Below are 14,003 nucleotides of genomic sequence, written 5' to 3'. Positions count from 1 at the left end.
ATGATTAAGAAAATATCTTTTTGGGTACGACTAGCTGGCTGGAGTGGTTTGATATCTGGTAGTAGTGTTTTGGTCTTGTATCAATATACACACAACATTATGTTTTTAATAAATTTAATTACAATTATCTTGTTTTCAGCTTATGCTCTTGCGACTTCTAATGATAAAAGATGGAAAAATACTGATTGGCTTTTACGAGTTATTTTAATAGTGTTGGTATTTGTTTCAATTCTACCGACAATTTTCTTAGGGGTAGGTTATTTTATCGAAAGAAAACGTAACCAACACTAGTGAACTATCCATAACTATGGCTATTTTTGGTATAATTACTTCAGTTCATGCTATTTTTCTAAGAAATAGTAAAATTATTAACCTATTTTATAACATTGTTGTAAAATTTAGAAAAAAGATTACGAGGTGTAAGCATGGCAGAAGATAAAGATAAACAAAGCGATACAAAGAAAAAAGAGATAGGTTTGTTTATTGCCAAAACTCTCTTTTACTTTGCAGTGCTTGTAGTGCTAGTTTACTTGTACTCATATAGTGGCATTCGGGCTGCAAAATTTATTTATAAAGATTTCTAGAACTGAAAGGGTCGCATTAAATGATTAAAGATGTAATCAAGACAATCGATCAAATTGCTACTGAAGATCCACAACGGATTGCTTATGATTATCTTGGCGAAACTAATACTTATGGAGATCTAAAAGCTAGATCAGATGCATATGCAGCTAAGATCAACGAACTAGATCTTCCTGAAAAAGCTCCAGTAATGATTTGGGGTGGTCAAAATTTTGAAATGATTGCTAGTTTTATTGGTGCTGTTAAAGCAGGACATGCTTACATTCCGATTGCTAGTTATTCTAATAGCGAACGTTTATTGATGATTCAAGAAGTTTCTGAAGCTCCTTTGGTAATTGCAATTGATAAACTTCCTATTGAAATGGATAATATCAAGGTTCTAACTCCTGAAGAAGTTTCTGATAATCATCCAGAAATTGATCAAAGTAAGTTTGTAAGTGGGGATGACAATTTTTATATTATCTTTACCTCAGGAACAACTGGTAAACCTAAGGGTGTACAAATTAGTCATGATAACCTGCTTAGTTTTTTAAACTGGGAGCTAAATGCCTTTTCACTTCCAGAACATCCTAGTTTTTTAGCGCAAGCACCATATTCTTTTGACTTGTCTGTAATGAGTCTATATCCTGCTTTAGCTGCAGGTGGTAAGCTGGTAGTTTTACCTCATGATGTAACTGAAAATATTGGTCAACTCTTCAAAACTCTACCTCAATTAAGATTCAATGTTTGGGTTTCAACTCCATCATTTGTAGAAATGAGTTTCTTAGATCCGACTTTTGATGCTAAGCATCATCCAGAATTAACTCATTTCTTATTCTGTGGTGAAGAGTTAAGTCATAAAACAGCAAAAATGCTTAAGATGAAATTCCCAGATAGCCATATCTTTAATACTTACGGTCCTACTGAAACAACTGTAGCTGTTACTCAGGTGGAAATTACTGATGAAATTTTAAATAAGTATGATCGCTTGCCAATTGGTGTTTCTAAAGATGACACAAAGATTTCAATTGATACTTCCAAGGGTGAAGAAGATAACCAAGGCGAAGTTGTTATTGAAGGTCCAAGTGTTTCTAAAGGATACTTAAATAATCCAGAAAAGACTGAGGCTGCTTTCTTTAAAGAAAGTGAACATGGAAGTTATCGTACTGGTGACTTAGGATTTTTAGATGGCGACATGCTTTTCTACCGTGGAAGAATTGATTTTCAGGTTAAATTTAATGGTTATCGAATTGAACTTGAAGAAATTAACTTCTATCTTGCTAAGAATCCATTAGTGCGTTATGGCGTTGTTGCTCCAAAATACAATAAGGATCATAAAGTTCAACAACTAGTTGCTGTAGTAGAATTAGCAGACGGTGTACGTGAGAAGTATACTGATGCTGAACTAACTAAGAAATTACGCGAATCATTAAGTCAAGATATTATGCCATATATGCTTCCTCAACGTTTTATCTACCGTGATGAAATGCCAATCTCTCAAAACGGTAAAGTAGATATTAAACAAGTAATTAAGGAGGTAAATAACGCGTGATCAATATTCAACCATATAGTAATCCGCGTTACTTTGTTATTCTTTTTATTGCGCTTTTGCCATTAATCATTGGTTTATATCATGGACGGCGCTTTAAAACATACGAAGCTTTCGTTTCCTTACTATTCTTGTTTTTAATGTTTAATGGTAAAGACTGGATACAAGGAGTTCAATTAATTGGATATGTCATTTTCCAATTTATAGTTACTTTTGCTTATCAAAAATATGTTAATTCTGGAAAGAATAAGACCTCTGTTTTTTGTTTAGCAGTTATCCTAGCAATTTTGCCACTAGCAGCAGTAAAAATTGCACCATTAGTGCCAAATAAAACTGCTGATTTGATTGGATTTTTCGGAATTTCCTATTTAACTTTTAAAACAGTGCAAGTTATTATGGAACTTCGCGATAAAACTATTAAAAAAGTTGATCCAGTTACTTACGCAAGATTTTTACTCTTCTTCCCAACCATTTCTTCAGGTCCTATTGACCGTTATCGAAGATTTAAGGAAGATTACGATAAGGCTCCTGAAAGAGATAAGTATATTGAAAATTTGAAGTTTGGTACAAGATATATTTTTCAAGGATTCCTATATAAATTCATTATTGGGTATATATTTGGTACCTTATGGCTTCCTCAGTTAGCTAAAGATGCACTTTTTTATGGGCAAGCTAATGGTGGGTTGCGCTTATCTTGGGCCCTTCTTGGTTATATGTACTGCTACAGTATGTACTTATTCTTTGACTTTGCAGGATACTCTTTATTTGCTGTCGGTACGTCATATTTTATGGGAATTAGAACTCCTATGAACTTTAATAAACCATTTATTTCTCAAAACATTAAAGATTTCTGGAATAGATGGCATATGACCCTATCTTTCTGGTTCCGTGATTTTATCTTTATGCGTTTTACATTCTTTGCAATGAAGCATAAATTGGTGAAAAATAGAATCAGATTATCGCAATTAGCATATTTTGTAGATTTCTTAATTATGGGTTTCTGGCACGGCTTAACGTGGTACTATATCGTATATGGTATTTACCATGCTTTGGCAATTATCATTAATGATATTTGGTTAAGATTTAAGCGCAAGCACCGTAAGCAAATTCCACATAATAAATTTACAAAGTGGTTTGCGATTTTCTTAACATTTAATGTTGTTTGTTTCAGTTTCCTAATTTTCTCAGGTTTCTTGAGTACATTATGGTTTGGCTGGAAGTAGTTTATTATTTTTGAAAGGATTTTCTTATTATGGATACAAAGCAAGCTGTTTTAGATATTTTAAATGAATTAACTGGTGAAGATTTAAGTGATCAAATGGATGAAAACATTTTTGAAAATGGTTTGTTAGATTCCATGGCAACTGTTCAAATGTTACTTGAATTACAAGATAAGTGTGATGTAACTGCACCAGTATCAGAATTTCACCGTGAAGATTGGGATACTCCAAACAAAATCATTGCAAAGGTAGAAAGCTTAAGAAATGAGTAATAAACGCAAACTGTGGCAGATTTTCGGCCCAGTTCTCTGTGCGTTCATTTTGTTAATAATCTTATTTTTGATTCCATGGCAAAATGGTGAAAAGTCAGATAATGCTCTATTTAAAGCTTCAGTTTCACAATCTCAAACTGTTTTTAAAGGACAATCGATTAAGCAAGCTGCTTTTGAAAAAAACTATGTTCCATTCTATGGGTCTAGTGAATTATCAAGAATGGATGCCTTGCACCCAAGTGTCTTAGCTTATAAATACAAAAGAAATTATCGACCTTTCTTACTGGGGGGACCGGGAAGTCAATCCTTAACTCACTTTTTCACTATGCAAGAAACAGTAGATCAGCTTTCTAATAAAAAAGCTGTATTTATTATTTCTCCACAGTGGTTTACTAAGCAGGGACAAAATCCAGCTGCATTTGGGATGTATTTCTCCCAACTTCAAGCAGTTGATTGGATTTTGACTGCTAAGGATAGCGTAGCGACTCGTTATGCTGCCCGGCGCTTACTAGCTATGCCAGCTGGAGCTGCTAGTGAAACAACAAAGTATGCATTAATGACTTTAGCTTCAGGACAAAAATTGTCTAAATATCAGACTTTATACTTGAAGGCTAGACGTCAAATATTAGCTAACGAAGATAATTTCTTCTCATCTATTGGGATGACTAATAATATTCCTAAAATTCAAAAAGAAGCAAATAAACTGCCAGGTACTTATGCCTATGATAACTTGCGTCAATTTGCTAATGAACAGGGACAACAGGGAACAACAAACAATAAGTTTGGTATTTCTAACGGTTTCTTTGATAAAAAGTTAAACAATAAGAACTTAAAGCACTTAAAGAATTCTCAGAAGGACTTTGATTATACTCAGTCACCAGAATATGCAGACTTTGAATTGGTATTGAATGAACTTGCGCATGAACATGTTAATGTGTTGTTCATTATTCCACCAGTTAATGAAAAGTGGGCTAAGTACACTGGGTTATCTCAAACAATGTATCAAGAATGTGTTGCTAAGATTACCAAGCAGCTTACCTCCCAAGGCTTTAATAATATTGCTGATTTATCAAAAGATGGTGGAAAGAAATTCTTCATGGAAGACACTATTCACCTTGGTTGGAATGGATGGTTAAAGGTGGATCAATATGTGAAACCATTTATGGAAGAAAAGAATCATCCAGTTAACTATAAGCTAAATAGTTATTACTTTACTAAGGCATGGGGCAACAAGACTAACGTAAAGATGCCTGATATCAAAAGCAAGGCAGCAGCAGAAATAAAAAAAAACTAGCACAAGCAGACATTACAGGCAATGTCCTGGCGATTAAGAATAATAAAGTAATTCTTAACGAGTCTACCGGCTTTGCAAACATAAGCAAAAAAGAACACAATACACCTAAAACAGCTTTTTTCATTAATTCAGTTAATAAGGTTTTTACTGGTGCTCTAGTTATGAAACAAGTTGAGCAGAAAAAGCTCAAACTTAATGACAAACTATCGAAGTTTTATCCTCAAGTCCCTCATGCTAATCAGATTACGATTAGGCAGCTTTTAACTATGGAAGCAGGATTACAAGGAAAAGATGAATCGAGTTATGGAACGCCAGTCTTTAAAAACAATCAAGCTGGAATTAAATATGATATTAAGCATAATATAGTTTTTAATAAGAAACAGTATAACCAACGTTTTTACTCATCAAGTAACTATATTTTATTATCAGGTATTTTAGAAAAAGTAACGCATCGATCTTATGAAAATCTGGTGAAAGAGACCTATATTAAAAAGTTAGGTCTATCTGAAACAGAATTTTATTGGGATATACCTAAAAATAAACGTATTAAGGTTGCGGTACCATACACTAAAAATTCTCAGGGTTACTTAGTACCACATAGTGTTGTAGTAGATAAAGTACATGGAGACTTAGGTGCTGGAAGCTTGGTAATGTCAAACAAAGACTTATGTCGGGCTATGAGTGCAATTTTAAATGGGGAGATAATAAAACCTTCATCAGTAAAAAAAGTTTATGCTCCATCTGATCCTGCTAAATATAATGCGGGTTTCTATAATTTTCCTGATTTTCATTCTTCAAATGGTTCTGGTGATGGATATACAACTTACTATCGCGTCTCAAACGATACACGGGATGTATTAGTGGTTCAGTCTAATTATCCAGTTAAGGATTATTTTAAGGTAAGAGGAATATGTAATGACCTCATAGAAAATTTAATAAAATCACCTTCATAAAGATAGAAAACATTGTTTTCTATCTTTTTTTATAATTTTGACTTTCTTAAAAGCGGTTGTACAAGTATGGTTGCTGTGCTAAGATTTACCTGTACCGTTGTAGCAAGCTGTATTTTCTACGGTAGCGAAAATGTAGCTTTTATTTGGTCAGAATAACGGTACTGAACACTGTGTGAGCCTGATTCCGATGTTGGTGGAATTAGGCTTTTTTTGTAAATTAGAGAAAATAAAAAATCGCTATTCAGCGATTTTTTTCTTGTTATAAGCATTAATGATTGCAAATAGAAGAACAGAAATTAAAACCAAAACAGTGCAAACTACAAATAAGGTCAAGTAGGAAAAGTTATCAATTACTAAAGCTCCGATTAATGGTCCTAAAGCACGACCAGCTGATGTAACTGACTGAACAATTCCTTGATATTTTCCCTTGTCTTTATTACTAGCACGGTCATTAACAAAAGTTGAAACAGCAGGAAAGGCGAGAATTTCTCCACATGTTAGAACTGCCATAGCTAGAACGAAATTAAAGTAATGGGTTGCTCCAATTAGTAGTAAGAATGCTAGTCCAAACAGGCTGAATCCAATATATAATCGTCCATGAAGATGTTCAGTTAGCCAGTCATCGAAGTAAGTTAATAGTGGTTGAATGAGGACAATTAAAATAGCATTTAGAGTCCAAAGTAAACTATATAGTCGAACGCTCATGTGCAATCCAAGCATGTAGGAGGAAATATTAGAATTCCATTGTTCATAAGCAATCCAAGCAGCTAGAACACAAATTAAGATAGAGAAAATAGCTCTTTTTGCGCCATAAGGAATTTTTTCTTGATGTTGAACTGAAGTGACTTTTTTATTTTCAGAAGCATGAGCCTGGTTTAAACCACGATATTCAAAAAAGATTACGATGCTTAAAAAGGCAAACATAATAAAAGCAAGTAAAAAAATATAAGTAATGCCAAACGGTAAAATGAATCCCACCATTAGTGACCCAAATACTAAACCTAAATTTTGTGTGAAGTATAAGACGTTAAACACATAGGAGGCATTGCGACTTTTAATTAAAGTAGCAATTGAATTTAAACCAGTTACTACAATACCGTTACCTAAGCCTAAAGTAATTAACAAAATTGGATAGGCTGGCCAGCCATGAAATAAAACTAGTAAGAAAGTGGATAAAGTGGAAATACTGACACCAGTTAAAAGAGTTTGGTAAGGATGCCACTTATCGAATAAAAGACCTCCAGCTGCGTTTCCAATCATTGTAAAAGCTGAATTTATGAATAAAACAATCCCAGCTACTGTAAGTGTTTCATGAAGATAATTATGAATATAAATAGTAGTTAGTGGCCAAATAAAACTAACACCAGTGTTAATTATTAAAGAACCAGCAAATAACCAGATTAACTTAATTGGATCTAGTGCATGTTTTTTTAGCATGAATTTTCCTCCTTTTTAATTAAGAATAGTTGTATAAAAATAAGCTGACACTTGTCAGCTTATTGTGTAGAATTGCTATCTTTATTTTGCCGGAAGCTATGACTTTATGCAATTAATATTACGACTCACCATTTATCCAACTGCTATCAAAGGTACGAAGAACCTCGTTGGCTGGAAATGCGTCTTTTCCGGTATGTTTAACTGCTTCATGAACCTGCTTTTGAGTTAAATGATCACATACATAGCTTTTAATTGCTTCGTTAATTACTAAATCCCATTCTTTATCTGAATGATTTAAATAATAGTTAAGTAGACGATCAGTTTCATCATTAATCGAAAAACTTCGTTTAGCCATAATTTTTCTCCTTTTATTTTCCCCATCATTATAGCATGTTCTTTACTTAATCTGTATTGATGGATACTTGTTTAATTTAATCTGCATTTTAATAGAAAAGAATATGTTTCTTTCAAAATTTAATTTAAACTAGGGGATAGATTATTAGAAGTAAGGACTAATTTATGGAAAAAATAATTTTTAAAACCATTGTACGACTTCGTAGATTAGCATTTTTTAGAGTGACCGATCGAACTCTAATGATGCTAATGCCACTTGCTGTTGTAGGAAGTATTTTTCAATTTTTATGGCAGAGTGTTTTTTCTCCAACGAGTTTAATATCTAATATTTTTTATTTTGATAAGTGGTTACCTGATCAGATTTTTAATGCATCATGGTATGCCTGCCAGGGTGTTACTAGTGTAATATTTGGTACTTTTGGGCTATTTACTGCATATTTTTCAGCCCAATATACCGCACGTTTGTATCAAAAAGATGCTCAGATGGCCGGTGTTTCAGGAATGCTAACTTTGCTCCTTTGTGCCTATCGCTTCAGGGATGTGCGAAATTTTCAGCTATCTTTTAACTGGCGTTTTTTGAATATTAATAGTTTTTTATTTGCTCTTTTAATTGGGTTTGGGACTGGACTTATTTTTAGATTTCTTGGAACTGAATACCATCATCGTCATGCAGAAAGCGCACAATTAATAAAGCAAAGAGCCTTTAACTCATTTCGACCAATGCTTGCTACTTGGCTAATTGGATTAGTAATTGGAATTTTGGCTAGCTTAGCCCACGTACGAATAATTGCAACAAACTTCTATCAATTTTTCCAAAGTCAGGGGCAGAATAATTTAAATCTTGGTATTTTTATTCTCTTATTGCTTTTAGCACTGTTGTTAAACTGGTGTGGAATTGGTCAGCCTTTAGTATCTCTGACAGCGGGTAGTGATAGTGCGACTAATGTTGCAAACTTAAACTATGCTTTGACACATGGTTCTAGTTGGAATGTGCCTAATCCATATGTTGGAAATTCTTTATACCAATCTTATGGAAAATTTGGTGGTAACGGGTTAACTCTAGTGATTTTGATTGGTATTTTAATTGTTATTAAGAAAAATGATATTGCTAAAATAGCGCGTTGGAGTTTTATTCCAACTCTATTTGGTTCTAATCAAGGAGCTTTAATTGGACTTCCGATTATACTTAATCCATTATTCCTAGTACCCTATGTATTTTTGCCAGTCGTAAATATGCTTTTGGCTGCTAGTATGATTGCTATTCATTTAATTCCGGCTCCAGCCTATAATGTGTTATCTGGTACCCCTGGGCCTTTGTATGCCTTTATTGCTACGAATGGAACGTGGCAAGCCTTGATTTTTTCAATGCTACTGTTTGCGTTTGATATTTTGTTATATCTTCCAATTGTGAAAATGGCGAAGGATATTCAGGACGAAATTGATTTATTAAATGATGAGGAGACTGGCTATGAATATGTTAAATAAAAAGATGATATCGAAAAATCGTCTGTTTTTGCTAGCTACCTTCATCTTTTTAATAGTTTTATCTATTCCAACCTTTTTTTGGATCAAAAATGCTAACCATGATTTAGCTGAAAGACGAAAATCACAAATGTCTCCTGTAATTATGATTCCAGGATCAAGCGCAACAACTGAGCGTTTTAATGAATTGGTTAATTTATTAAATAAAGATACGCTAAAAAAGCATAGTTTGTTAAAAATTCAGGTAAAAAAAGATGGAACATTGAAGTATAGCGGAAAAATTAATCGTAATGATAATGAACCGTTTATTGTAGTGGGGTTTGAAAATAATCATGATGGTTATGCCAATATTAAGAAACAAGCAGGCTGGTTTGATGAAGCTTTTGCTCAGCTCAGTCAGCAGTATAAATTTAATAATTTTAAAGCGTTTGGACATTCAAATGGAGGCCTAATTTGGACGTATTGGCTTGAAAACTATTATGCGGATTATAGTGATGAAATCACGATAAAGAAATTAATGACTCTTGGAACTCCGTACAATTTTAATGAAAGTAATATCGATCATAAGACTGAGATGTTGAATGATTTTATTAAAAATCGAAAGAAAATACCTAAAAATTTAGATGTATATTCAGTATCAGGCGGCGAGAATTATGAGTCTGATGGGCTTGTGCCTGAAAGTAGTGTGGCAGCAGGAAAGTATATTTTTCAAAATCAAGTAAAGCATTATACAACAATGACGGTTACTGGATCCGATGCACAACATTCTTCTCTTCCTCAAAATAAACAAGTAGTTCAGCTAATTAAGCAATACTTGCTTGAAAACAATAGTGGAAATAATATTCCTGTTAATGGACAAAAACCAGAGGAAAATAACAAGAAGAAAAAGAAGATAAATGATTAAATTATTTAAAAAATTAATAGAAATAAATAATTTTAAAGCTATCTCATGATGTTAATTCACAAACATTTTTAGCTATAATCGCTCTATGTAGCGCTTTTGGTCCACCTTATTCACAAATTAAAATAAACTGTGGAAAAAATATTGTATAATATTTTGCTTTCTGTGGATAACCTGCTATAATAAGAAATGTGAGTAGTTAGCACTTATAACTTATGAGTGCTAAAATTTTTGAGAATATGAGGAGTGTGTAAAGCATGGCATACTTTGACAATGGAAACTACAATTTTGATGATTTATTTAATGAATTAAACAGAGATTTTTTCAATGATGGAAGAATGAGCAGTGGCCAACAACCAATGAGATATAGTGCTGGTCAAGCACCTCAACAAGGCGCTCAAAATGGCCAACAAAAGGAAAAGCCAATTGGTGTTGATTTAACTGAACAAGCTAAGAAGGGCAAATACGATCCTGTCATTGGACGTACCGCTGTTATTGATCAAGTTATTGAAATTTTGAGTAGACGTAAAAAGAACAATCCTGTGTTGACTGGTCCTGCCGGTGTTGGTAAAACCTCTGTAGTTGAAGGATTAGCTCAAAGAATTGTTGATGGAGACGTTCCTGAAAAACTAAAGAATGCTCATGTTATTGAGTTAAATATTAATGAATTAGTTGCAGGTACTTCTCTTCGTGGTAGTTTTGAAGAAAAACTAAAGAAGATTATCGATAAGGCTAAGGGTGACAAGAATGTTATTCTCTTTATCGATGAATTACATAATATTGTTGGTGCAGGTTCTACTGATTCAGAAAATAATTCTGGGGATGCTGCTAATATCTTAAAGCCAGCATTAGCTAGCGGTGAAATTCGTGTTATTGGTGCAACTACTACTAGTGAATACCAACAAATCGAAAAAGACCCTGCTTTAGCTAGAAGATTCCAACCAGTTCAAGTTCCAGAACCAACTATCAAGGATGCTATTCAAATTTTGAAGGGATTAGCTCCAAGATATGAAAAATACCACAATGTTAAATACGATCCAGAAGCTTTGAAACTTGCTGCAGAACTTTCAAATCGTTACATTAATGATCGTCACTTACCAGATAAGGCAATTGACTTAATGGACGAAGCTGGTGCTAAGAAGTCTTTAGGTATGGATCAAAAAGATGAAACTTCAATTAAGAACAAGATTCATGCCTTAGAAGGTAAAAAGGCAGAAGCAGCTAAGAAGGAAAAATATGATGAAGCTGCTAAGATTAAGAAAGAAATTGAAGACCTTAAGAAAGATCTTAAGAATGCCGGCAAAGCTAGTGAACTTAAAGTTACACCAGAAGATATGTATGCTTTAATTCAAACTAAGACTGGTATTCCAATGAGTGAAATTAATGCAAATGAAGCTCAAAAGAATGCTAACCTAGCTTCTGACTTGAAGAAAGTTGTTATTGACCAAGATAAGGCAATTGATATCATTACTGATGCAATTGCACGTAAGCAAGTATTTAAGGATTCTAACCGTCCAACTGGTTCATTCTTACTTACTGGTCCTACTGGTGTTGGTAAGACTGAATTAGCTAAGCAATTAGCAATTAAACTATTTGGTAAAGCAGATGCTTTAGTACGTTTGGATATGTCAGAATACCAAGACCAAATGGCTGTTAATAAGTTGATCGGTTCAGCACCTGGTTATGTTGGCTATGGCGAAGGTGGTCAATTAACTGAAAAGATTCGTCACCAACCATATTCATTGATTTTGCTTGATGAAATTGAAAAGGCAAATCCGCAAGTCTTCAATGCTTTACTTCAAATCATGGATGATGGTCGCTTAACTGATGCACAAGGTAGAACAATTTCCTTCAAAGATACAATCATTATCATGACTTCAAATGCTGGCTACTCTGACAAGTTACTTAAGGGTGACGATCAAGATGCTTTACGTAAAGCTCTTGAAGTTTACTTCAGACCAGAATTCTTGAACCGTCTTGATGCAATTGTTCCATTTAATTCATTAACTAGTGAAGATATGCTCAAGATCTTAGACCTTTACTTAGTAAAGATGGAGAAGTCTCTTGCTAAGAGAAACATTAAGCTTCATGTTACTGATGATGCTAAGAAGTACTTGGCTAAGAAGGGCTATGATAAGGAATTCGGTGCTCGTCCATTGAGAAGAGTTGTTGAACAAGACCTTGAAACCCCAGCAGCTAAGTTGATTGTTTCTAAGCCAGATACTAAGGAAGTTAAATTCACTATTGATGATAAGCATTTGTACTTAAATGGTGAAATCCTTGAAGATGTATTGTTTGACAAGGAAACCCGTGAACAAGAAAAGAAAGACATCAAGGAAGCTGAAAAAGCTGACAAAAAAGAAGAAAAATAGTTAACAATATTGTGAAAAAAGACTACGAATTTAATTCGTAGTCTTTTTTTTAATTAATTTTAATTGTAGGGTAGAAATAGCTATAAAATCAGGTATAATAATTAAAAATAAATTAAGGAGAGTTGGAATGAAAAACTTCTTTAAGAAAGTTCCAGTAAATACTTTTTTAAAAGCAGATTCTCGCTTAACTAGACATTTAAATGCTCGTGATTTAGTTGCATTGGGAATTGGAGCAGTTATTGGAACAGGAATTTTTATTTTACCTGGTCATGAAGCAGCACAGCATGCTGGTCCAGCGGTTGCTATTTCTTTTTTACTAGCAGCTATTGTTTCTGGTATGGTAGGAATGGCTTATGCTGAATTTTCTTCTGCAATGCCAGTAGCAGGATCTGCCTATTCTTTTGGTTCAGTAATCTATGGAGAAGTAGTAGGTTGGATAATTGGATGGGGATTATTATTAGAATATTTTTTAGCTGTTTCTGCTGAAGCGACTGGTTTTGCTTCATATTTTAATAATAATATTTTAGCTCCAATTGGAATTCATTTGCCTAAAGCACTTGAAGCCGGTCCTATGGAAGGTGGAGTAATAAATATTTCTGCCGTTTTAATTGTATTAATTGTTGCACTGATTTTATATCAAGGTGCTAACTTGTCTAAACGTGTGGAAAATATAGCAGTAATTATCAAAGTCGCAATTATTATTTTGTTTATTGTAATTGGAATGTTCTATATTAAGGCAGATAACTATGTTCCTTTTTACCCTAAAAAATTCCAAACACCACCGTTAGGAATTGGAGGAATATCTACAGCAGCAGCCACTGTATTTTTTGCATTTATTGGGTTTGATGCGTTAGCGGCAAATAGTGCTGAAACGAAGGATCCTGAAAAAAATGTTGTTAAAGGAATTATGGGAACAGTAATTATTGCTGTATTACTATATGTAAGTTTTTCGCTGGTTTTAACTGGAATGGTTAATTACAAGCAATTAAATGTTGACGATCCAGCAGCTTATGCACTAAAAGTAGTTGGCTTAACTGCGTGGAATAAATTGATTACCATTGGAGCATTAGTCGGAATCTTTACGGCAATGATTACTATGTTGCTAGGTGGATCAAGATTACTGTATGCTTTAGGAAGAGATGGACTCCTACCCGATTCCATGGGAAGTGTGCATGCCAAAAAGATGATCCCAGATCATGCGGTAATTGTTTCTACGATAGTAGCTGCTGTTTTCGCTGGCTTGGTTCCTTTAATGGAATTAGCTTCTTTAATTAATGCAGGTACGTTAATCGCATTTGCTTTAATTTCATTTGGAATTATTCCTCTGCGGCATCGAAAGGATATTGTGAATGATGGATTTAAGATGCCACTTTATCCGGTACTGCCTGTAATTGCTGGACTATTAAGCGTATATTTCATTTGGATGTTACCAAAGACAACCAAAATTATGGTGGGAATCTGGCTAATCGTGGGAATCATTGTGTACGCAACATACGGTATAAAACATTCTAAACTACAGAATTAATCAAAAAGGTCTCAAATTGAGACCTTTTTTAGCACTCTAAAAAAATATTGCTAATTTTTTACAAAAAAGGGTTGACGAAAAGT

Annotated in this window: 13 protein-coding genes; 11 read left to right on the top strand and 2 right to left on the bottom strand. The window is 33.8% G+C overall.

What is annotated here, in order from left to right; all coding sequences use genetic code 11:
• From Q9R40_RS07690 to Q9R40_RS07660, 7 genes are all read left to right on the top strand, one after another.
• Positions 1-291, top strand: a complete 291-nt coding sequence (locus Q9R40_RS07690; RefSeq protein WP_297940679.1) for a hypothetical protein — start codon at positions 1-3, stop codon at positions 289-291.
• 134 nt (positions 292-425) lie between these two features.
• Positions 426-584 carry a teichoic acid D-Ala incorporation-associated protein DltX gene (locus tag Q9R40_RS07685; RefSeq protein WP_304677127.1) on the top strand — a complete coding sequence of 53 codons (159 nt, stop codon included), beginning with the start codon at positions 426-428 and terminating at the stop codon, positions 582-584.
• 20 nt (positions 585-604) lie between these two features.
• Entirely contained in the window at positions 605-2,113 is a 1,509-nt protein-coding gene (gene dltA / locus Q9R40_RS07680) for a D-alanine--poly(phosphoribitol) ligase subunit DltA (RefSeq protein ID WP_300592662.1), read from the top strand.
• Complete coding sequence (dltB, locus tag Q9R40_RS07675; protein WP_300734681.1) at positions 2,110-3,333, top strand: D-alanyl-lipoteichoic acid biosynthesis protein DltB; 1,224 nt, start codon at positions 2,110-2,112, stop codon at positions 3,331-3,333. Before dltA ends, dltB begins: the two co-directional genes overlap by 4 nt.
• 29 nt (positions 3,334-3,362) lie before the next feature.
• On the top strand, positions 3,363-3,602 hold the full coding sequence (gene dltC, locus Q9R40_RS07670) for a D-alanine--poly(phosphoribitol) ligase subunit DltC (RefSeq protein WP_004896464.1): 240 nt from the start codon (positions 3,363-3,365) through the stop codon (positions 3,600-3,602).
• Complete coding sequence (gene dltD / locus Q9R40_RS07665) at positions 3,595-4,896, top strand: D-alanyl-lipoteichoic acid biosynthesis protein DltD (protein ID WP_270516302.1); 1,302 nt, start codon at positions 3,595-3,597, stop codon at positions 4,894-4,896. Before dltC ends, dltD begins: the two co-directional genes overlap by 8 nt.
• A gap of 26 nt (positions 4,897-4,922) precedes the next feature.
• On the top strand, positions 4,923-5,849 hold the full coding sequence (locus Q9R40_RS07660) for a serine hydrolase (RefSeq protein ID WP_270516469.1): 927 nt from the start codon (positions 4,923-4,925) through the stop codon (positions 5,847-5,849).
• Positions 5,850-6,086: 237 nt separating this feature from the next.
• Here Q9R40_RS07660 and Q9R40_RS07655 read toward each other — a convergent pair whose 3' ends face one another.
• Both Q9R40_RS07655 and Q9R40_RS07650 read right to left on the bottom strand, forming a co-directional pair.
• Positions 6,087-7,286: an MFS transporter gene (locus tag Q9R40_RS07655; protein WP_297940553.1), complete on the bottom strand. Its 1,200-nt coding sequence runs from the start codon at positions 7,284-7,286 to the stop codon at positions 6,087-6,089.
• A gap of 118 nt (positions 7,287-7,404) precedes the next feature.
• Complete coding sequence (locus Q9R40_RS07650; RefSeq protein WP_148421434.1) at positions 7,405-7,641, bottom strand: hypothetical protein; 237 nt, start codon at positions 7,639-7,641, stop codon at positions 7,405-7,407.
• Between the two features lie 164 nt (positions 7,642-7,805).
• Between Q9R40_RS07650 and Q9R40_RS07645 the strand changes: the two genes are divergently transcribed.
• From Q9R40_RS07645 to Q9R40_RS07630, 4 genes are all read left to right on the top strand, one after another.
• Positions 7,806-9,125, top strand: a complete 1,320-nt coding sequence (locus Q9R40_RS07645) for a PTS transporter subunit EIIC (protein WP_270516300.1) — start codon at positions 7,806-7,808, stop codon at positions 9,123-9,125.
• The gene (locus Q9R40_RS07640; RefSeq protein ID WP_304677150.1) at positions 9,115-10,026 is read left to right on the top strand and encodes an alpha/beta hydrolase; all 912 of its coding nucleotides are present in this window, start codon (positions 9,115-9,117) and stop codon (positions 10,024-10,026) included. The genes Q9R40_RS07645 and Q9R40_RS07640 overlap by 11 nt, the downstream gene beginning before the upstream one ends.
• A 254-nt stretch (positions 10,027-10,280) precedes the next feature.
• Positions 10,281-12,395, top strand: coding sequence for an ATP-dependent Clp protease ATP-binding subunit (locus Q9R40_RS07635; protein WP_304677122.1), 2,115 nt, complete (start codon positions 10,281-10,283; stop codon positions 12,393-12,395).
• A 127-nt stretch (positions 12,396-12,522) separates the two neighbouring features.
• On the top strand, positions 12,523-13,920 hold the full coding sequence (locus tag Q9R40_RS07630; protein WP_297585960.1) for an APC family permease: 1,398 nt from the start codon (positions 12,523-12,525) through the stop codon (positions 13,918-13,920).
• The last annotated feature ends 83 nt before the right edge of the window (positions 13,921-14,003 follow it).

The sequence above is a fragment of the uncultured Lactobacillus sp. genome, assembly GCF_948948975.1.
Taxonomy (GTDB): domain Bacteria; phylum Bacillota; class Bacilli; order Lactobacillales; family Lactobacillaceae; genus Lactobacillus.
The sequence above is the reverse complement of the archived record's forward strand: the minus strand, read 5'-3'. Positions and strand labels throughout refer to the sequence as shown.